This window comes from Lysinibacillus sp. FW12, assembly GCF_050817245.1.
Taxonomy (GTDB): domain Bacteria; phylum Bacillota; class Bacilli; order Bacillales_A; family Planococcaceae; genus Lysinibacillus; species Lysinibacillus irui.
The window spans coordinates 4,181,183-4,201,817 of record NZ_CP139094.1 but is presented as its reverse complement, the minus strand read 5'-3'; the positions used below and the strand labels follow the sequence as shown (position 1 = coordinate 4,201,817).

The window sequence follows — 20,635 nt, the reverse complement described above, 5'->3', positions numbered from 1 at the left end:
GAAAAAAATTCAGGGTGGCTTTTTTTCTTGTAAAATGTAAGAATATAAAATTATCAGAAATATTTCCGTTTTATGTTGACTGAATGCTCACTCATTTATTAGAATAGGAATATAATGATAAAGTGACGTACATTTCCGTATGAACTAGCAAATTTTCCACAAAGAGAGAAAATGACGACAAACTAAAGGGGGGACCAACCATGAGTCCATTATTAATTGCTAACATTGTCTTAACAGTCGTGGTTGTGCTTTATGCAGTAGGATTGTTCTTCTATCTGTTAAAAACACGCTATAAATATGTGCAATTGGGGAAAAAGGTTGAGTTTGATGAAAGTGTTAAGGAACGACTTCGCTATATTATGGTCAATGTATTTGGTCAAAATAAGCTATTAAAGGATCCAAAAAGTGGATTAATTCACGTTATGTTTTTCTATGGGTTTTTAATGGTACAGCTAGGTGCTATTGATTTAATCTGGAAGGGGTTAGCACCAGGATCACATCTGCCATTAGGCATATTCTATGGTGTCTTTACATTCTTCCAAGAGCTTGTGGTTTTAATGATTTTAATCGCAGTAGTGTGGGCATTCTACCGACGCTATGTGGAAAAGCTAGTGCGTCTAAAGAGAGGATGGAAAAACGGTCTTGTATTAATTTTCATTGGGGGATTAATGGTATCAACATTACTTGCCAATGGTATGGGGTTAATTTGGCATGGTGAAGGATTAACGTATACAGAGCCAGTTGCTTCTAGCATCGCTGCTATTTTTGGTTTCTTACCTACATCAGTAGCTGCTGGAGTATTTTATGTCATGTGGTGGGCACACCTTTTAATTTTACTAACATTCCTTGTGTACGTTCCACAATCTAAGCATTTCCATTTAATTGTAAGTCCGCTTAACGTTTACATGAATCGTTTAGATCGCACAGGTACATTAACACCAATCGATTTTGAGGCTTTAGAAGAAGCTGGTGAAAACGCTGAAAGTGAAGAGGATATGCCTTCAATTGGGGTTGGGCGCATACAGGACTTCACGCAAAAGCAAATGCTAGATTTGTATTCTTGTGTAGAATGTGGGCGCTGTACAAATATGTGTCCAGCAACAGGAACAGGAAAAATGCTATCTCCAATGGATTTAATCGTAAAACTACGCGATCATCTAACATTTACTGGTGCTGTTGTAACGAAGCAAAAGCCTTGGGTACCATATCAATTCTTTGCCAATACAAAGGGTAATCAACTTGCAATGGCTGCTGGTGCTGAAGGTGCTGTGATTGAAGATATTTACAGTCCATCTTTAATTGGCGATGTCATTACTGAAGAAGAAATTTGGGCTTGTACGACTTGTCGTAACTGTGAGGATCAATGTCCAGTAATGAATGAGCATGTTGATAAAATCATTGACCTACGTCGTTATTTAACAATGACGGAAGGGAAAGTAAACCCAGATGCGCAACGTGCTATGACAAATATCGAGCGACAAGGAAACCCTTGGGGCTTAAACCGTAAAGAGAAAGAAAACTGGCGTGACCTTGATCCAACAATCCATATTCCAACAGTAAAAGAGCTGAAAAAATCTGGTGAGGAAATGGAGTACTTATTCTGGGTTGGCTCGATGGGGGCATTCGATAACCGTTCTCAAAAAATTGCTTTGGCGTTCTGCCGCTTATTAAACGAAGCTGGTGTGAAGTTTGCAATTTTAGGTAATAAAGAGAAAAACTCTGGGGATACACCTCGACGTTTAGGCAATGAATTTTTATTCCAGGAGCTAGCTACAGCAAATATTGATGAGTTTGTTAAAAACGATGTGAAAAAAATCGTAACAATTGACCCTCATGCTTACAACATCTTTAAAAACGAATATCAAGATTTTGGCTGGAAAGGTGAAGTTTATCACCATACCGAATTATTAAATCAGTTGATTGAAGAAAATCGTCTAGCGCTAAATTATGAGGTGCATGAAACAATTGTTTTCCATGATTCTTGTTACTTAGGACGTTATAACGATGTCTATGATGCTCCGCGTGAAATCTTACGAGGTATTCCAGGCGTGAAGCTTGTAGAGATGGAACGAAACCGCGAATCAGCTATGTGCTGTGGTGCTGGTGGAGGCTTAATGTGGATGGAAGAGCATGTCGGTAACCGCATTAACGTGGCGCGTACGGAGCAGGCTCTTGCAACAAATGCATCTGTTATTTCCTCTGGATGTCCTTACTGCTTAACAATGCTAGAGGATGGCACAAAGGCAAAAGAAGTGGAAGATTCAATTGGAACATTTGATGTTGCAGAATTACTAGAGCGATCAGTGTTTGGTGAAAAAGTGAAGGCTACAGAACAATCTTCTGAAGAAGCAAAAGAAGATACACTTGAAGAAGTCGTAGCGTCAGTAGAAAACATTCAACAAGACGAGAATGTTGAAGCAAACGCAGAAAAATGATCACTATTGCAGAAATATTTTAGTTATCTGAAAAATATAAATTGCACAATAAAAAATTGTTTTGTAGAATAAGATTAAATAGAAATGGGAGTTGAAATAACAAACTCCCATTTTTTATCGATAGGAGTCGAGCGAGCGTTCAGTCAATAAAATGCTTCACTACTTCATCGAGTACGTAAAACAAAAGGGGTGTTTTACTTGAATAGAGCTGTAATTTTAGCAGGAGCAAGAACAGCATTTGGTAAATTTGGTGGTTCATTATCGCCATTACATGCAAGTGATTTAGGGGCAATTGCAATAAAAGGTGCCTTAGAGAAAGCAAATATTGCATCAGAAGAAGTCAATGAAGTGATTTTAGGCTCTGTATTACAAGGGGGACAGGGGCAAATTCCTTCTCGACAGGCAGCAATAAAAGCCAATTTACCAATAGAGGTAAAAACAGAAACAATTAATAAAGTTTGTGCGTCGGGGATGCGGGCTGTAACATTAGCCGATCAATTGATTCGATTAGGGGACGAAGAAGTGATTGTTGCTGGTGGAATGGAGTCTATGTCCAATGCTCCGTACTATCTATTAAATGGTCGAAATGGTTTAAGAATGGGAGATTCCACAATGGTGGATGGCATGCTATATGATGGTTTAACTTGTGCTTTCGATAAAGCAAGACCACATATGGGGAGCTATGGCAATGCGACGGCTCAAGAGTTTTCACTAAGCCGTGAGGAGCAGGACGCTTGGTCAGTACGCAGTCATGAACGTGCTCTTGCAGCAATTGACAAAGGATATTTTGCTGAAGAAATCGTACCTGTAGAGATTCCTCAACGCAAAGGCGAGCCGCTTATTGTCGATACAGACGAAGCACCAAGAGCAGGTACATCCTTGGAGGTACTAGCGAAGCTGAAACCAGCCTTTGATAAGGATGGCACAATTACAGCAGGTAACGCACCTGGCGTTAATGATGGTGCATGTGCCCTTGTTGTTATGAGTGAGGAACGTGCAGCACGTGAAGGCAGAGAGCCCTTGGCAGTAATCATTGGGCACGAAGAGCTAGCAATAGAGCCTAAAAATTTCCCGCAAACTCCTGGTCTTGTTATTAATAAATTGCTGAAAAAGACTAATAAATCATTAGCTGATATTGATTTGATTGAAATTAATGAAGCCTTTGCAGCAGTTGCTTTAGTTAGCAAGCAATTAGCTGATTTAGATGCAGAAAAGGTCAATGTAAATGGCGGTGCAGTTGCTTTAGGTCATCCGATTGGGGCGTCTGGAGCACGTATTATTTTAACGCTTGCACATGAATTGAAGCGCCGTGGTGGGGGTATTGGCATTGCAGCAATTTGTTCAGGCGGTGGTCAAGGAGATGCAATTATGATAGAAGTACCGAAAACAGGGGGACTGAACTAATGGGAATTCAAAAGGTAATGGTCATTGGTGCAGGGCAAATGGGCTCTGGCATTGCACAGGTTTGTGCACAAGCAGGCTATGAAGTGAAATTAAACGATATCAAACAAGAATTCTTCGAGCGTGGGATTGGGGTTATTACAAAAAATCTTTCACGTGATGTAGAAAAGGGTCGTAAAACGGAGGATGAGAAGGCGGCTATTCTAGGTCGAATTACTATGTCACTAGATTTACAGGATGCTAGTGATGTAGACATTATCATTGAGGCAGCTGTAGAAAATATGGACATTAAGCAATCCATTTTTAAGCAACTTGATGAAATTGCACCTACACATGCTATTTTAGCTACGAATACATCTTCACTGCCAATTACAGAGATTGCAGCGGTAACAAATCGTCCGGAACAAGTAATTGGGATGCACTTTATGAATCCGGTACCTGTTATGAAGCTTGTAGAAATCATTAGGGGATTAGCAACAGCGGATGAAGTGTACAAAGCTGTTGAAGAGATGACGATTAAGTTATCAAAAACACCAGTGGAAGTAAATGACTTCCCAGGTTTTATTTCAAATAGAATCTTGCTTCCGATGATTAATGAAGCAATTTATGCACTTTATGAAGGCGTAGCTACGAAGGAAGCAATTGACGATGTTATGAAGCTTGGTATGAATCATCCAATGGGACCATTAACATTAGCAGACTTCATTGGCTTAGATACTTGCCTTTACATCATGGAGATTTTACATGAGGGTCTAGGAGATAGTAAATATCGTCCTTGTCCACTGCTTCGCAAGTACGTAGCAGCAGGCTGGCTAGGGAAAAAATCAGGAAGAGGCTTTTACGTATATGAATAATCCTATGGGGATGGGGTTATAGATGCAACGGACAACTTAGAGGGGTGACATTATAGATGCATTTGCAATTTACAGATGAGCAAATTATGATGCGCGATATGGTTCGTAATTTCGCTCAAGAAAAAATTCAACCATGGGTAGAGCGAATGGAGGCAGGGGAATTCCCCCGAGAGATTCTTCAACAAATGGGTGAACTAGGATTAATGGGGATTACAACACCAGAAGACTTAGGTGGATCTGGTATGGATTTTACATCGTATATTATTGCGATCAATGAACTATCGAAAGTAAGCGCTGTAATGGGGGTTATTTTATCGGTGCATACATCGGTAGGTACAAATCCTATCATTTACTTCGGGAATGAAGAACAAAAGAAACGTTATGTACCTAAGCTTGCAGCAGGGGAATATTTAGGGGCGTTTTGTTTAACAGAGCCGAGTGCAGGTTCGGATGCTGGTTCATTACAATCAAAGGCAGTAAAAGATGGCGATGAATACGTCATAAATGGCTCAAAAGTATTTATTACAAATGGTGGTGAGGCTGATGTGTATATTGTCTTCGCATCGACTAACCCTACTGATAAAACACGAGGTATTTCGGCCTTTATTGTCGAAAAAGGAACACCTGGCTTAATTATTGGAAAAGATGAACAGAAAATGGGCTTACACGGCTCACGTACTGTTCAATTAACATTTGATAATTGTCGTATTCCAGCTGACAACCTACTTGGGGAAGAGGGGGAAGGCTTCAAGATTGCGATGGCCAATTTAGATGTTGGACGCATTGGTATTGCAGCACAGGCATTAGGTATTGCTGAAGCAGCACTAGAAGCGGCCACTGCTTACGCAAAAGAACGTGTACAATTTGGTAAACCAATTGCTACACAACAAGGGGTTGGCTTTAAGCTAGCTGATATGGCAACAGCGGTTGAATCAGCAAAACTATTAGTCTATCGCGCAGCAGATTTACGTGCAAAAGGTTTACCTTGTGGAGCGGAAGCCTCAATGGCTAAACTCTTTGCATCACGAACAGCCGTACAAACTGCAATCGAAGCTGTTCAAGTATTTGGCGGCTATGGCTATACAGAAGATTATCCAGTAGAACGCTACTTCCGCGATGCAAAGGTCACAGAAATCTATGAAGGCACAAGTGAGATTCAAAGATTAGTCATTAGTAAACATTTACTGAAATAAAGCCTGATGTTAGGTTATGTTGATGAATTAATGGAGGAGAAAGTCGCTCTGTATAATGGGGAAATCGATCAAATAAGTGTGGACACTCCGTTCAGAAGTGAGAGAACTCCGCTTAAAGAAGGGGTAGAACCCTATTATGGGAGAAATGCACTCAAAGGAAGTGGAGACCCGCTCTAAGTGAGAAACCCGCTCAAAGAGTGTGGCAACCCGCTCCAAAAGGTGAGAAATCCGCTCAAAGGAAGTGGCAACCCGCTCCAAAGTGTGAGAAATCCGCTCAAAGGAAGTGGCAACCCGCTCCAAAAGGTGAGAAACCCGCTCAAAGAGTGTGGCGACCCGCTCCAAAGTGTGAGAAATCCGCTCAAAGGAAGTGGCGACCGGCTCCAAAAGGTGAGAAACCCGCTCAAAGAGTGTGGCGACCGCTCCAAAGTGTGAGAAATCCGCTCAAAGGAAGTGGCAACCCGCTCCAAAGTGTGAGGAATCCGCTCAAAGAGTGTGGCAATCCGCTCAACGAAAGCACCGACCCGCTCCAAAAGGTGAGAAACCCACTTAAAGGATCGAAATCCTTCAGCCGACATAACAGCATACAGGTAGCTACAGAACAGAGTCTAATTAAAAAGGGGAAATGGACAATGAACTTTCAGTTAACAGAAGAGCATGAACAATTACGTGATATGATTCGTGATTTTGCGATAAATGAAGTGGCGCCAACAGCGGCAGAACGTGATGAGAATGAAGAATTCGACCGTGCTATTTTCGATAAGATGGCAGAGCTTGGGTTAACGGGTATTCCGTGGCCTGAGGAATATGGTGGCGCAGGATTTGATTACCTTGCGTATGTCATTGCTGTCGAGGAATTATCACGTGTTTGTGCTTCAACAGGGGTAACGTTATCGGCACATACGTCATTGGCAGGCTGGCCACTTTACAAGTTCGGTACAGAAGAACAAAAACAAAAATATCTTCGTCCAATGGCTGAAGGAAAACATATTGGAGCTTACGGCTTAACAGAACCAGGATCAGGTTCAGATGCAGGCGGCATGAAAACATATGCAAAACGTGATGGCGATGATTATATTTTAAATGGCTCAAAAATCTTTATTACAAACGGTGGAGTAGCGGATACATATATTGTATTTGCTGTTACTGATCCAGAGGCAAAACATGGTACATCAGCATTTATCGTGGAAGCTGGATTCGAAGGTTTTTCTGTAGGTAAGAAAGAGAAGAAATTAGGGATTCGTTCATCTCCAACAACAGAAATTATTTTTGAAAACTGTCGTGTGCCAAAAGAAAATCTACTAGGTGCTGAAGGGGAAGGCTTTAAAATTGCTATGACGACACTAGACGGTGGACGTAATGGTATTGCGGCTCAAGCTGTAGGAATTGCGCAAGGAGCACTTGATGCAGCAGTTGACTACGCAAAAGAACGTGTACAATTTGGTAAACCAATCACTGCCAATCAAGGTGTATCCTTTAAATTAGCAGATATGGCTACTCAAATTGAGGCTTCTCGACTTCTTACATACCAAGCGGCTTGGTTAGAGTCTAATAACCTACCGTATGGGAAGGCATCTGCAATGGCGAAATTGATGGCTGGTGATACAGCAATGAGTGTAACGACAGAGGCGGTTCAAGTATTTGGTGGCTATGGTTATACAAAAGATTATCCGGTAGAGCGCTTTATGCGTGATGCCAAAATTACACAAATTTACGAGGGTACGCAGGAGATTCAACGTCTAGTAATCTCGCGTATGTTAACGAAATAATCGATGACTGAAAAAGATAAAAGGCCCCAAGTACAGTCAACCGTAAAAGATGAAAATTTAATCGCCATTCGTCGTGAACAAATGATTCAGGGAGCTATTAAGTTATTTAAAGAAAAAGGCTTTCACCGTGCTACGACGAGAGAAATTGCAAAAGCTGCTGGCTTTAGTATCGGTACGTTGTATGAGTACATTCGAACTAAAGAAGACGTTCTTTATCTTGTATGTGATAGTATTTATCACCATGCGATGGAGCGACTTTCGAGTTACGAGATTAAAGCGGGAACTATCGATGAGTTAAAAGAAATGATTCGAGAATATTTCCTGCAAATTGATAGCATGGTTGATGAGCTAACAATCATGTATCAAGAAACCAAATCATTATCAAAAGAAGCACAACGCTATGTATTTAGTAAAGAATTTGAAATGGTTGCTACATTTGAGCGATTGCTACAGCGTTGTGTACAGTCTGGAGAATTAACAATGACAGACAAGCAAATCCATTTAGCAGCCAATAACTTAGTTGTATCAGGACAAAGTTGGGCGTTCCGCAAATGGGCATTACATCGTCAGCATTCAATTGAAGAGTTTATTGATATGCAAATTACATTGTTTATTTCAGGCATAAAGGGGTTCTAATATTTCGTAAGGGGTTTGTCGGTAATTGCATACAGCGACATTGCAATTGCCGGCTTTTTTCAATTCATTAAGGGGAGAGAGTGAGGATTTCATATGACAAAGGTAGAAGTATATCGTCCAAAAAATCATGTACGTTTTGTGACAGCATCGAGTCTTTTTGATGGACATGATGCTTCAGTCAATATTATGCGACGCATTTTACAATCGAGCGGTGTGGAAGTAATCCATTTAGGTCATAACCGCTCGGTTGAAGAAGTCGTGAATGCTGCGATACAAGAAGATGCACAAGGTATTGCTGTTTCTTCTTATCAAGGCGGACATATGGAATACTTTAAATATATGTATGATTTACTGCGTGAAAAAGGAGCACCTCATATTAAAATTTATGGCGGTGGTGGAGGGGTAATTTTACCTCGGGAAATAAAAGAGCTTCATGCATATGGCATTGCAGGAATTTTCTCACCAGAGGATGGCCGTGTATTAGGGCTACAAGGAATGATCAATGAGCAAATTAAAGGAACAGACTTTCCTACTGCAACAGGTAACTATTTAGAGAAATTAGAGGCATTAACAACAGATACGCCAGAAATTTTAGCAAATTTAATAACAGCAGCTGAGTCAAATGATGATGAAGCTACGAAAGAAATGTTGGATGAGGCACGAAAGCGTTCTAAAGGTACACCTGTAATGGGGATTACAGGAACAGGTGGAGCAGGGAAATCTTCTTTAACAGATGAACTAATTCGCCGATTCTTAAAGGAATTCCCAGATAAACGTGTAGCCATTCTGTCCGTTGATCCAACAAAGCAAAAAACGGGTGGGGCATTACTTGGGGATCGAATTCGCATGAATGCTATCTTCAATAACCGTGTTTACATGCGTAGTTTAGCAACTCGTGGCTCACGTACGGAATTATCAGCTTCGATTGGTGATGTTCTAGATGTTGTACGCGTAGCAGGCTATGATTTAATCATCGTAGAAACAAGTGGTATTGGTCAAGGTGATGCTGAAATTACAAAATACACGGATCTATCTATGTATGTGATGACAAGTGAATTTGGTGCACCAACACAGCTTGAGAAAATCGATATGATTGATTTTGCAGATGTTATTGCTATTAATAAATTTGAGCGAAAAGGCTCAGAGGATGCATTACGCCAAGTTCAAAAACAATATCAACGTTCAAGAGAGCTTTGGGAAGAATCACTTGATGCTATGCCAGTATACGGTACGATTGCTAGTCAATTTAATGATAAAGGGACCAATGCATTATTCGCAGCCTTAGTAAATATTATTAATGAGAAAACAGGCTACAATTGGGAAACGAGCTATGAGCAATTTGCTAAGACACAAAAGCAAGATGTTATCATTCCAAATGACCGTCGTTATTATTTACGGGAAATTACGGATACAGTTCGTGGCTATCATAAAAAATCAGAACAGCAGGTGGCATTTGCCCGACGTCTGTTCCAATTAGAAGGGGCCATGGCAGCAGTTAAGGAAAAGGCGCCAGATGATGCTCTTGTAGCATCGCTTGCTTCTTTAGCAGAAGGTGTTAGGGACGAATTAACAGCAGAATCCAAGCGTATATTGGATAATTGGCAAGCTTTAAAAGAAGCCTATGCTGGCGATGAGTTTGTGACAAAAGTTCGTGATAAAGAAATTCGCACAATCTTAAAAACAACCAGTCTTTCTGGTACGAAAATTCCAAAAGTAGTATTGCCAAAGTTTGAGGACTACGGTGAAATATTGCGTTGGGTTTATAAAGAAAATGTGCCTGGAGAATTCCCATATACAGCAGGAGTTTTCCAATTCAAACGTGAAGGTGAAGATCCAAAGCGTCAATTTGCTGGTGAAGGCACGCCAGAGCGAACAAATAAACGCTTCCACTATTTATCGAAGGATGATGATGCAAAGCGTTTATCTACAGCATTTGATTCTGTTACATTGTATGGGGAGGACCCAGATTACCGACCAGATATTTATGGTAAGGTCGGCGAATCAGGTGTATCAATCTGTACACTAGAAGATATGAAAAAGCTTTATGCAGGCTTTGATTTATGTGCTCCTTCTACATCTGTTTCCATGACAATTAATGGTCCAGCACCTATTATTTTAGCCATGTTCATGAATACAGCAATTGATCAACAAGTACAATTGCGTGAGAAAGAGTTAGGACGTACTTTGACAGTTGAAGAGTTTACGGAGACACGTGAGAAAACATTGCAGGTTGTGCGTGGAACAGTGCAGGCTGATATTTTAAAAGAAGATCAAGGGCAAAATACATGTATTTTCTCAACTGAATTTGCTTTACGTATGATGGGTGATATTCAGCAGTACTTCATTGATCATAAAGTGCGTAACTACTATTCAGTTTCTATTTCCGGCTACCATATTGCAGAGGCTGGAGCAAATCCTATTTCTCAATTAGCCTTTACCTTAGCAAATGGCTTTACGTATGTAGAGTATTATTTAAGTCGAGGCATGAATATTAATGACTTTGCACCAAACCTATCGTTCTTCTTCTCAAATGGATTAGATCCTGAGTATACAGTTATTGGACGTGTTGCTCGCCGTATTTGGGCAATTGTTATGCGTGATAAATATAGTGCGAATGAGCGTGCTCAAAAGCTGAAATATCATATTCAAACATCTGGTCGTAGTCTACACGCACAGGAGATTGATTTTAATGATATTCGTACAACACTACAGGCATTAATGGCTTTACAAGATAATTGTAACTCATTGCATACTAACGCCTATGATGAGGCTATTACTACGCCTACTGAGGAATCAGTGCGCCGTGCGATGGCTATACAAATGATTATTACGAAGGAACATGGTTTAGCGAAAAATGAAAATCCGCTACAAGGTGCGTTTATTGTAGAAGAGTTGACAGATCTTGTAGAAGAAGCGGTCCTTGAAGAATTTGATCGTATCAATGATCGTGGTGGGGTGCTAGGTGCGATGGAGACGCAGTACCAACGAGGTAAAATTCAAGAGGAGTCCATGTACTACGAAATGCTAAAGCACTCTGGTGAGTTACCGATTATCGGTGTCAATACTTACTTAAATCCAAATCCACCTTCAGATGCAGATATAGATAATATGGAAATTGCCCGTGCCTCAACTGAAGAAAAGGAAACACAAATTCACAATTTACAAGCATTCTGGAAGGCGCATGAAGGGGAAAGTGAAGCAGCTATTGCACGTTTACAAGAAGTTGCTGTCAATAACGGCAATATTTTTGCTGAGCTGATGGAAACAGTAAAAGTAGCTAGTTTAGGACAAATTACGAAAGCCTTATATGAAGTAGGTGGACAATATCGTCGTAACATGTAATGGTAGTTCAAAACTTCATCATTTCTAATAGTTTTATTTAATTTTTGTAACTCAAGCATTTAGTGTCTAGTCTTTAGATTAGGCACTTCTTTTTATTTTCGTTATAATAGAAATGTAAAAAAAGGGGAGGCGCGGTAGAGGATGAAAGCAGTAATTCACTACATAATTATATTAGCTTTAGTATTGGGAGCCTTTTTCCTGTATAATAAGCAAATTGGCGCTATTCCTTTACTACTATTATCTGTCTATTTGTTTTATCTTGGAATAAAAAAAATGCGTAATATAAAAAACAGTAATTGAAGCTAGCAAAGGGGCTAAAACTTTGTATATAATGGGTATTATGCTTATTGTATGGAAAGTACCTTTTGCGTGGCCTTTTTTGCTGCGCTTGGAAAATAAAGCACCATGTAATTTTAATACGTCCATTGTGATGAGGGAAAGGAAGTGCACGAATTGAATTTTCGTGAAATGACAAAGGAACAATTAACAGAAGAATCGTTAATTAACTTAGCTTATGCAGTTTTAAATGAAAAACGTGCCTCAGTGTCTTTTAATGATTTGCTAAAAATAATTCAAGAACTTGTAGGCTATAGTGATGAAGAAATGAAATCCCGTCTACTACAATTTTACACAGATATCAATATAGATGGCCGTTTCTTATATAATCAAGAAACAGGTTGGGGCTTACGTGAATGGTTTAAAGTTGAGCAAATTGAAGAAGAAACAGCACCTTCAGTTAAGACTCAAAAGAAAAAATCTAAAGCTGCGTTTGATGAGGATGAGGACCTTGATGATGTAGAACTAGATGAAGAGGATATTGATTTTGACGAAGACTTCGAAGAGTTCGTTGATGAAGAAGAACTTGATGAAGAAGAAGAGGATAAAGAAGATATCGATTTTGATGATGATGAATTAGAAGACATTGATGAAGAGATCGATGAAGACTTTATTGATGAAGAAGAAGAGTTTGAGGAAGAAGAGGAAGAGATCTAATACAGTACTCTTAGAATTTTCTTTCTTTTAAGCTCAATGTAAAAAATCTTGACTTCTACCACGGTTCCGTTTAATCTTTTACTTGGGCTCCTTAAAAGAAGGAGAAAGACCGTGTATATAATACGCTCCCCCTGCAAACCTATGCAGGAGGAGCGTTTTTTTGTTTTTAACTTTTATTCAGTTTAGTTCTCCCATGCTTTTAATACAGCTATGAATATAAATGTTTTTATTTATTCATGATGTAAGTAAACGGTACTGAATAGTTGTTAGAGTTTTAAGGTTTAAAGGAAAGTGAAAAGAGATAGAACCGATTACAGCTTCGAATCGACTACGTTTTGTAGACATTCTCGGCTTTTCTTTTTTTAGGGTATTAGAATGTAAGTTGTTTTGAACCCTAAATGATTTAGTGATTTAAGTACATCATAAGGAGGAATTTATTCATGACGAAGTATATTTTTGTAACAGGTGGGGTTGTATCATCTCTTGGAAAAGGGATTGTTGCAGCATCTCTAGGTCGTTTATTAAAAAATCGCGGTTTAGAAGTTACGATTCAAAAATTTGACCCATATATCAATATAGACCCAGGTACAATGAGCCCTTATCAACATGGTGAAGTATTTGTAACGGATGATGGTGCTGAGGCTGACTTAGACTTAGGACACTATGAACGTTTCATTGATATTAACCTAGGAAAACATTCTACAGTAACTTCAGGCCGCGTTTATCAATCTGTTTTACAGAAAGAACGTCGTGGAGATTATAACGGTGGAACAGTTCAAGTAATTCCTCATATTACAAACGAAATCAAAGACCGTATCCAACGCGCTGGTCGTGAAACAAATGCAGACGTTGTTATTACAGAGGTTGGAGGAACAGTAGGTGATATTGAATCATTACCATTCCTTGAAGCAATCCGCCAAATGAAAACAAATTTAGGGCATAACAATGTAATGTATATTCACTGTACACTTATTCCTTATATTAAAGCAGCTGGTGAGCTTAAAACAAAACCTACACAACATTCTGTAAAAGAATTGCGCTCTTTAGGAATCCAGCCAAACATTATTGTTGTACGTACAGAACAAGAAGTACCACAAGATATGAAAGAGAAATTAGCATTATTCTGTGATGTTCAACCACATGAAATTATTGAATCTCGCGATGCTGAGCATTTATATGAAGTACCATTAAACCTTCACGCACAAGATATAGATGATATCGTTCTTGATCATTTTGGTATTGAAGCTCCAGAGGCAGATATGGAAGAATGGCGCGAACTTGTAGAAAAGGTGAAGAACTTACCAAATAAAAGAAAGGTAGCATTAGTAGGGAAATATGTAGAACTACAAGATGCTTACATTTCAGTAGTTGAGGCATTAAAGCATGCAGGTTATGTATATAATTCTGATATTGAAATTGACTGGATTAATGCAGAACACGTAGATGCAGATAATGTTGCTTCACTTTTAAAAGGTGCAGACGCAATTTTAGTACCAGGTGGCTTCGGTGATCGTGGTGTGGAAGGCAAAATTTTAGCGACACAATATGCACGTGAAAATGATGTACCTTTCTTAGGTATTTGTTTAGGTATGCAATTGGCCACAGTAGAATTTGCTCGTAATGTCCTTGGCCTAAAAGGTGCACATTCTACAGAGCTTGATGCCAATACAGAGTATCCAATTATCGATTTCTTACCTGATCAAAACGATAGTGTTGATATCGGTGGTACATTACGTTTAGGATTATATCCATGTAAATTAAAAGATGGCTCTAAAGCAAGCACAGCTTACGGCAAAGAGCTTGTTTATGAGCGTCACCGTCATCGCTATGAATTTAATAATGAATACCGTGAAGCAATGGAAGCAGCTGGTCTTGTCTTCTCAGGTACAAGCCCTGATGGCAAATTGGTTGAAATTATTGAGCTACCAGAAAACAATTTCTTTGTAGCATGTCAATTCCACCCAGAGCTAGTTTCACGTCCAAATCGTCCACAACCATTGTTCCGTGATTTTATCGGCGCAACATTTAAATAAATTAAAAAGAGTTGTCTCGTTTATTGAGACAACTCTTTTATTTTGAATAGCTTACAGTTCTTCCTCGTCAAAGCCGAGCATTTCGTCATAAGCAATTTTTACTGCCTCGTATACAAAAAGGCCAGCCATTGCATGAGGAACAACAATTCGTTGTCCTAAATCATTTGGTAACAACCCGCCTTTGACACGTGTAGAGATATACGTATAGGCCAAATCTGCAAGAGGATTTTCTGCATCGGCTAGTTCACTAGCTACAGCAGCAAAAGGAATAAAACGTTTATTTAATTCTTGGGCTAAAGCGAGTGCCTCCGGATCTTGTGCACTACGTGTAAAAATACAAACGCGGTCGGCTTCTGTTAAGCTTGTATCCGAAGTCCATGGAGCTAGCTTGTTAAATGGTTCAACTGCTTGGAGTGCATTGAACTCTACAACTTGCATTTCACCAAAGCAGATGAAATATACGTGACCCTCACCAATGGCTGCTTGTGCAAGTAGCCTTGCTGTCTCCTCGATGGCATCCTCTTCATTTTGGGTTATTCTTTGTAATAATCCACTTAATTGTGTTGTTAGTATTTTTGACATGTTTCCACCTCTATCAATATTATAGAGGTGGAAAAGATAGAAAGCAAAAGCAGATAATTTATAATACTAGAAGGTATTAAGCTGAAAAAGGAGAATTATACATAATAACGAAAGTATTTGTGTAAGACTAAAAATAAAAAAGGGCGGAATGCGATGTGAAACGATTACTTATTGTCGATGATCAGCAGGGGATTCGTTTACTTTTAAATGAAGTGCTGAAAAAGGAAGGTTATATTACATATTTAGCGGCTAATGGTTCAGAGGCATTAAAGTATGCAGATGAGCAAAAAATGGATTGTGTTTTATTGGATATGAAAATCCCTGGTATGGACGGTATTGAAATTTTGAAGCGTTTAAAAGAAAAGTTTCCAAAGCTCCCTGTCTTTATGATGACAGCCTATGGCGAGTTAGATGTGGTAAAAGAAGCTTTAGAATTAGGAGCAATTCGTTACTTTACAAAACCATTTGATATTTTTGAAGTACGTGATGAGGTAAATAAAGCTTTACAGGTGTAAAAAGCAGGCAGTGGACACACGGCCTGTTTTTTTATGTTAGTTGCGTTGCACTCCGCTTTCGTGTAGAAAATAATAGCCCCTGCTTTTCAGGGGCTTGGCCTCCGTTTCGTTTCACTGCACTGCGGCTGACACTGTCGCTACGTTGCACTCCGCTTTCGTGTAGAAAATAATAGCCCCTGCTTTTCAGGGGCTGGCCTCCGTTTCGTTTCACTGCACTGCGGCTGACACTGTCGCTACGTTGCACTCCGCTTTCGTGTAGAAAATAATAGCCCCTGCTTTTCAGGGGCTGGCCTCCGTTTCGTTTCACTGCACTGCGGCTGACACTGTCGCTTCGTTGCGTTGCACTGCACTCCGCTTTCGTGTAGAAAATAATAGCCCCTGCTTTTCAGGGGCTTGGCCTCCGTTTCGTTTCACTGCACTGCGGCTGACACTGTCGCTACGTTGCACTCCGCTTTCGTGTAGAAAATAATAGCCCCTGCTTTTCAGGGGCTGGCCTCCGTTTCGTTTCACTGCACTGCGGCTGACACTGTCGCTTCGTTGCGTTGCACTGCACTCCGCTTTCGTGTAGAAAATAATAGCCCCTGCTTTTCAGGGGCTATTATTTTTGCTATGATTGAGGAGCATATTTATGTAGAAAGAATAGTCCTATGAGGAGGATTTTTAGTATGGCATTAGTATCTATGAAAGAGATGTTAATTAAAGCAAAAGCAGAGGGTTATGCTGTTGGTCAATTCAACATTAACAACCTTGAATGGACACAAGCAATTTTACAAGCAGCAGAAGAAGAAAAATCTCCAGTGATTCTTGGTGTTTCTGAAGGCGCAGGTAAATACATGGGCGGATTTGTCGCTGTTGTTCACATGGTAAAAGGTTTAATGGAATCTTACGGTACGACAGTTCCTGTAGCGATTCATCTTGACCATGGTTCTAGCTTTGCAAAATGTAAAGAAGCAATTGATGCAGGCTTTACTTCCGTGATGATTGATGCATCACATCACCCATTTGAGGAAAATGTTAAAATTACTTCAGAAGTAGTAGAATACGCACATGCTAAAGGCGTTTCTGTTGAAGCAGAATTAGGAACAGTTGGTGGGGATGAAGATGGCGTAATCGGTGGTATTATTTACGCTAATCCAGAAGAATGCCGCAAAATGGTTGAGCTAACTGATATCGACTGCTTAGCACCAGCACTTGGCTCTGTACATGGTCCTTACAAAGGAGAGCCGAACCTAGGCTTTAAAGAAATGGAAGAAATCTCTAAGCTGGCAGATCTACCACTTGTATTACACGGTGGTACAGGTATCCCAACAAAAGATATCCAACGCTCCATTTCATTAGGTACAGCTAAAATCAACGTCAATACTGAAAATCAAATTGAAGCAACAAAAGTAATCCGTGAAATTCTTGACAATGACAAAGTGGTTTACGATCCTCGTAAATTCCTTGGTCCAGCACGTGAAGCCATCAAAGCTACGGTTATTGGTAAAATTCGTGAATTTGGAAGTGCACAAAAAGCATAATTTTTGCATTTAATATGTTACAAAAGCATAGATAAATACACATAATAAGAGAAGTGTTGATGCTTTCAATCGACCTTCTCTTGTTTTTGAAATAATGAAAATTTGGAAAATAACTAATAATATAAGAAAAATGATCAGGAGGAAATATAATGAAATTTTTCATTGATACAGCAAATTTTGAAGAGATTAAAGAGGCACATGCATGGGGTATCTTATCAGGAGTTACAACAAACCCATCGTTAGTTGCTAAAGAAGAAAATGTTTCTTTCCATGATCGTCTACGTGAAATCGCTGAGCTAGTTGATGGCTCTGTGAGCGGGGAAGTTATTGCGCTTGATGCAGAAGGAATGATTAAAGAAGGTTTAGAATTAGCTGCGATTGCTCCAAACATTACAGTGAAACTACCAATGACACCAGCAGGATTAGAGGCATGTCGTTACTTTGCAAACAAAGGTATTAAAACAAATGTGACATTAATCTTTAGTGCAAACCAAGCATTAATGGCTGCGCGTGCAGGTGCTACATACGTATCACCATTTATCGGCCGTTTAGATGACATTGGTCAAAATGGTGTAGAACTAATTGAAACAATTGCTGATATTTTTACAATTCATAATATCGATACGCAAATTATTGCTGCCTCTGTTCGTCATCCACAGCACGTTACGGCTGCAGCATTAGCGGGCGCACATATTTCAACTACTCCGTTTAAAGTATTAAAACAACTTTTCCACCATCCATTAACGGAAAAAGGAATTGAAGGATTTTTAGCGGATTGGAATAAGAGAAAAGGCGAATAATAAGAATATACAGTGTGAGCGAATTGCAAAAAATACTACTTTCCAATCATGAGGGAGAACGCAAAATGGATGTTTATAAAATTACTGGCGAAAATCGTCTTCAAGGTACAATTAAAGTTAGTGGTGCAAAAAATAGTGCAGTCGCCTTAATTCCTGCATCAATTTTGGCGAACTCTCCAGTGACTATTGGAGGGATACCCGAAATTTCAGATGCATGGACATTAAAGGCTTTGTTAGAGGAAATTGGCGGGGAAGTTTCGTTTGAGAATGGTAAAATGACGATCGATCCAACCGATATGATTGCATTGCCGTTACCAAATGGTAACGTTAAAAAGCTACGCGCTTCCTATTATTTAATGGGTGCTATGCTTGGTCGTTTTAAGAAAGCAGTTATTGGATTACCTGGAGGCTGCTTTTTAGGACCACGTCCAATTGATCAACATATAAAAGGCTTTGAGGCATTGGGAGCTAAAATTACCAATGAACATGGGGCGATATATTTACGCGCAGATGAATTGATAGGGGCAAAAATTTATTTAGATGTGGCCAGTGTTGGAGCTACAATTAATATCATGTTAGCCGCAGTCCTTGCAAAGGGACGTACTGTCATTGAAAATGCTGCAAAGGAACCTGAAATTATCGATGTAGCGACACTTCTAACGAATATGGGAGCTAATATTAAAGGTGCAGGTACAAGTGTCATCCGTATTGAAGGTGTGGAAGAATTACACGGTACCGAGCATACGATTATTCCAGATCGTATTGAAGCTTCTACATTTTTAATTATGGCTGCAGCAGTTGGTGACGGTATTACTATTGATAATGTTATTCCACTGCATTTAGAAGCTATTATTGCCAAGCTTCGTGAAATGGGTGTGAAAATTGAAATCGGGGAAGAAAGCATTTATGTGCCTAAAACAGACCTCTCAACATTACAAGCGGTGGATGTCAAAACCTTGGTATATCCAGGATTCCCGACGGATATTCAGCAACCACTTGCTGTGTTAATGTCACAAGCATTCGGTTCCTCAAAAGTAACAGATACTATTTATACAGCTCGATTTAAGCATATTGATGAACTTCGACGTATGAATGCAGATGCTCGAGTAGAAGGAAACACGGCTATTATTAAAGGGCCAAGTAAATTGCATGGCTCAACCGTAACAGCTACAGATCTTCGCGCTGGTGCAGCTTTAGTATTAGCTGGTCTCCTAGCGGAAGGTGAAACAGAAATTCATGATATCTATCATATTGAACGTGGCTATAGCTCACTTATTGAGAAATTACGTGATTTAGGCGCTGATATTCGACGTGAAACCATCATGGCACGCGTAGCTGAGACAAAGGAATAATGAGAGCTAAAAGTTTTCATCCAATTATGTTACAATAGAGGTAATTTGAATGTTTTGGCACGTATAAGATGCCAATAACGGGAGGCAAAGCAACAATGGAACGTAGTTTATCGATGGAAGTAGTACGAGTAACAGAAGCAGCAGCAATCGCATCCGGGAAATGGATGGGGCGCGGTTTAAAAATTGAGGCAGATGATGCAGCAACAACAGCGATGCGCAAAATGTTCGATACAATTCCAATGCATGCTACAGTAGTAATTGGTGAAGGTGAAATGGATGAAGCACCAATGCTTTATATTGGTGAAGAACTTGGTTTACGAAATGGCGGTCCACAGGTAGATATTGCAGTGGATCCACTAGAAGGTACAAATATTGTGGCAAAAGGTACAAATGGTGCAATGACAGTACTTGCGATTGCAGATAAAGGGAATCTGTTAAATGCTCCAGACATGTACATGGAGAAAATTGCCGTTGGACCAGAAGCTGCTGGGAAAGTAGATATCAATGCTTCTGTCACTTATAACTTATTACAAGTTGCAAAAGCTAAAAATAAAGATATTTCTGATGTTGTCGCTACTCTTTTAGATCGACCACGTCACCAAGCAATTGTTGATGAAATTCGTGAAGCGGGTGCACGTATTAAATTTATTCAAGATGGCGATGTTGGTGCAGCGATTAATACTGCTTTTGATGAAACAGGTATTGATATTATGTTTGGAACAGGTGGCGCACCAGAGGGAGTTATTGCAGCTGTCGCGTTAAAATGCCTAGGTGGAGATTTCCAAGCAAAACTTGTACCAGAGGATGAGGAGCAATTAGAACGCTGCACAAAAATGGGTGTAGATGTTGAAAAAGTTCTTTATTTAGATGACCTAGTAAAAGGTGACGATGCTATTTTTGCAGCGACTGCTGTAACAGATTGCGAGCTTTTAAAGGGTGTTCAATATAAAGGTGCTTATGCCTTAACGCATTCAGTAGTTATGCGTGCTAAATCTGGTACGGTTCGTTTTGTTGAAGGCCGTCACGCTCTTGAGAAAAAACCTAGATATTAATGATATTTTCTTCTAAAATATACCTAGTACATCTATTGTGCTAGGTACCTTCTTCTTTAATTAACCATCCAATATTTTGTAAGGCGAAGTTTCGTTTTATGGTAGAAAGTGTACCAGTAGTTATTATTAAACTAAGGCACCATATAAGCGTTAACAGAGCC

At 39.6% G+C, this 20,635-nt stretch carries 17 protein-coding genes; 16 read left to right on the top strand and 1 reads right to left on the bottom strand.

The window, feature by feature from the left end:
- The first annotated feature begins 200 nt into the window (after positions 1-200).
- From SJW71_RS21535 to SJW71_RS21485, 11 genes are all read left to right on the top strand, one after another.
- Complete coding sequence (locus tag SJW71_RS21535; protein ID WP_313471553.1) at positions 201-2,435, top strand: heterodisulfide reductase-related iron-sulfur binding cluster; 2,235 nt, start codon at positions 201-203, stop codon at positions 2,433-2,435.
- A gap of 198 nt (positions 2,436-2,633) precedes the next feature.
- Positions 2,634-3,839, top strand: a complete 1,206-nt coding sequence (locus SJW71_RS21530) for an acetyl-CoA C-acetyltransferase (RefSeq protein WP_407132750.1) — start codon at positions 2,634-2,636, stop codon at positions 3,837-3,839.
- Positions 3,839-4,690 carry a 3-hydroxybutyryl-CoA dehydrogenase gene (locus SJW71_RS21525; protein WP_322604797.1) on the top strand — a complete coding sequence of 284 codons (852 nt, stop codon included), beginning with the start codon at positions 3,839-3,841 and terminating at the stop codon, positions 4,688-4,690. Before SJW71_RS21530 ends, SJW71_RS21525 begins: the two co-directional genes overlap by 1 nt.
- Positions 4,691-4,746: 56 nt before the next feature.
- Entirely contained in the window at positions 4,747-5,883 is a 1,137-nt protein-coding gene (locus SJW71_RS21520) for an acyl-CoA dehydrogenase (protein ID WP_274795523.1), read from the top strand.
- 177 nt (positions 5,884-6,060) lie between these two features.
- Complete coding sequence (locus SJW71_RS21515; protein WP_431811525.1) at positions 6,061-6,315, top strand: hypothetical protein; 255 nt, start codon at positions 6,061-6,063, stop codon at positions 6,313-6,315.
- Positions 6,316-6,512: 197 nt separating this feature from the next.
- Positions 6,513-7,649 carry an acyl-CoA dehydrogenase gene (locus SJW71_RS21510; protein WP_431811524.1) on the top strand — a complete coding sequence of 379 codons (1,137 nt, stop codon included), beginning with the start codon at positions 6,513-6,515 and terminating at the stop codon, positions 7,647-7,649.
- Positions 7,650-7,652: 3 nt separating this feature from the next.
- Complete coding sequence (locus SJW71_RS21505) at positions 7,653-8,285, top strand: TetR/AcrR family transcriptional regulator (RefSeq protein WP_274795526.1); 633 nt, start codon at positions 7,653-7,655, stop codon at positions 8,283-8,285.
- A 93-nt stretch (positions 8,286-8,378) separates the two neighbouring features.
- Positions 8,379-11,627: a fused isobutyryl-CoA mutase/GTPase IcmF gene (gene icmF, locus SJW71_RS21500; protein ID WP_274795527.1), complete on the top strand. Its 3,249-nt coding sequence runs from the start codon at positions 8,379-8,381 to the stop codon at positions 11,625-11,627.
- A 141-nt stretch (positions 11,628-11,768) separates the two neighbouring features.
- The gene (locus tag SJW71_RS21495; protein ID WP_274795528.1) at positions 11,769-11,927 is read left to right on the top strand and encodes a hypothetical protein; all 159 of its coding nucleotides are present in this window, start codon (positions 11,769-11,771) and stop codon (positions 11,925-11,927) included.
- 153 nt (positions 11,928-12,080) lie between these two features.
- Entirely contained in the window at positions 12,081-12,620 is a 540-nt protein-coding gene (gene rpoE, locus SJW71_RS21490; protein ID WP_322604795.1) for a DNA-directed RNA polymerase subunit delta, read from the top strand.
- A 440-nt stretch (positions 12,621-13,060) separates the two neighbouring features.
- Positions 13,061-14,653 (top strand): CTP synthase, encoded by a 1,593-nt coding sequence (locus SJW71_RS21485; protein WP_274795530.1) that lies wholly within the window; start codon positions 13,061-13,063, stop codon positions 14,651-14,653.
- A 51-nt stretch (positions 14,654-14,704) separates the two neighbouring features.
- Here the strand turns inward: SJW71_RS21485 and SJW71_RS21480 are convergent, their stop codons facing one another.
- The gene (locus tag SJW71_RS21480) at positions 14,705-15,235 is read right to left on the bottom strand and encodes a DUF2529 family protein (RefSeq protein WP_274795531.1); all 531 of its coding nucleotides are present in this window, start codon (positions 15,233-15,235) and stop codon (positions 14,705-14,707) included.
- 155 nt (positions 15,236-15,390) lie between these two features.
- Here SJW71_RS21480 and SJW71_RS21475 point away from each other — a divergent pair, with 155 nt between their 5' ends.
- From SJW71_RS21475 to glpX, 5 genes are all read left to right on the top strand, one after another.
- Complete coding sequence (locus SJW71_RS21475; RefSeq protein WP_274795532.1) at positions 15,391-15,750, top strand: response regulator; 360 nt, start codon at positions 15,391-15,393, stop codon at positions 15,748-15,750.
- 665 nt (positions 15,751-16,415) lie between these two features.
- Complete coding sequence (locus SJW71_RS21470; protein ID WP_274795533.1) at positions 16,416-17,270, top strand: class II fructose-bisphosphate aldolase; 855 nt, start codon at positions 16,416-16,418, stop codon at positions 17,268-17,270.
- Between the two features lie 149 nt (positions 17,271-17,419).
- A complete protein-coding gene (gene fsa, locus SJW71_RS21465) occupies positions 17,420-18,070 on the top strand; it encodes a fructose-6-phosphate aldolase (protein ID WP_274795534.1) in 651 nt (216 codons plus the stop codon).
- Positions 18,071-18,135: 65 nt separating this feature from the next.
- A complete protein-coding gene (locus SJW71_RS21460) occupies positions 18,136-19,422 on the top strand; it encodes a UDP-N-acetylglucosamine 1-carboxyvinyltransferase (protein WP_274795535.1) in 1,287 nt (428 codons plus the stop codon).
- 95 nt (positions 19,423-19,517) lie between these two features.
- On the top strand, positions 19,518-20,474 hold the full coding sequence (gene glpX, locus SJW71_RS21455) for a class II fructose-bisphosphatase (protein ID WP_274795536.1): 957 nt from the start codon (positions 19,518-19,520) through the stop codon (positions 20,472-20,474).
- The last annotated feature ends 161 nt before the right edge of the window (positions 20,475-20,635 follow it).

Coding starts and splice junctions, on each gene's coding strand:
- SJW71_RS21535 (WP_313471553.1), top strand. CDS start 201: ATGAGTCCATTATTAATTGCTAACATTGTCTTAACAGTCGTGGTTGTG.
- SJW71_RS21525 (WP_322604797.1), top strand. CDS start 3,839: ATGGGAATTCAAAAGGTAATGGTCATTGGTGCAGGGCAAATGGGCTCT.
- SJW71_RS21520 (WP_274795523.1), top strand. CDS start 4,747: ATGCATTTGCAATTTACAGATGAGCAAATTATGATGCGCGATATGGTT.
- SJW71_RS21510 (WP_431811524.1), top strand. CDS start 6,513: ATGAACTTTCAGTTAACAGAAGAGCATGAACAATTACGTGATATGATT.
- SJW71_RS21505 (WP_274795526.1), top strand. CDS start 7,653: ATGACTGAAAAAGATAAAAGGCCCCAAGTACAGTCAACCGTAAAAGAT.
- icmF (WP_274795527.1), top strand. CDS start 8,379: ATGACAAAGGTAGAAGTATATCGTCCAAAAAATCATGTACGTTTTGTG.
- SJW71_RS21495 (WP_274795528.1), top strand. CDS start 11,769: ATGAAAGCAGTAATTCACTACATAATTATATTAGCTTTAGTATTGGGA.
- SJW71_RS21485 (WP_274795530.1), top strand. CDS start 13,061: ATGACGAAGTATATTTTTGTAACAGGTGGGGTTGTATCATCTCTTGGA.
- SJW71_RS21480 (WP_274795531.1), bottom strand. CDS start 15,235: ATGTCAAAAATACTAACAACACAATTAAGTGGATTATTACAAAGAATA.
- SJW71_RS21470 (WP_274795533.1), top strand. CDS start 16,416: ATGGCATTAGTATCTATGAAAGAGATGTTAATTAAAGCAAAAGCAGAG.
- fsa (WP_274795534.1), top strand. CDS start 17,420: ATGAAATTTTTCATTGATACAGCAAATTTTGAAGAGATTAAAGAGGCA.
- SJW71_RS21460 (WP_274795535.1), top strand. CDS start 18,136: ATGGATGTTTATAAAATTACTGGCGAAAATCGTCTTCAAGGTACAATT.
- glpX (WP_274795536.1), top strand. CDS start 19,518: ATGGAACGTAGTTTATCGATGGAAGTAGTACGAGTAACAGAAGCAGCA.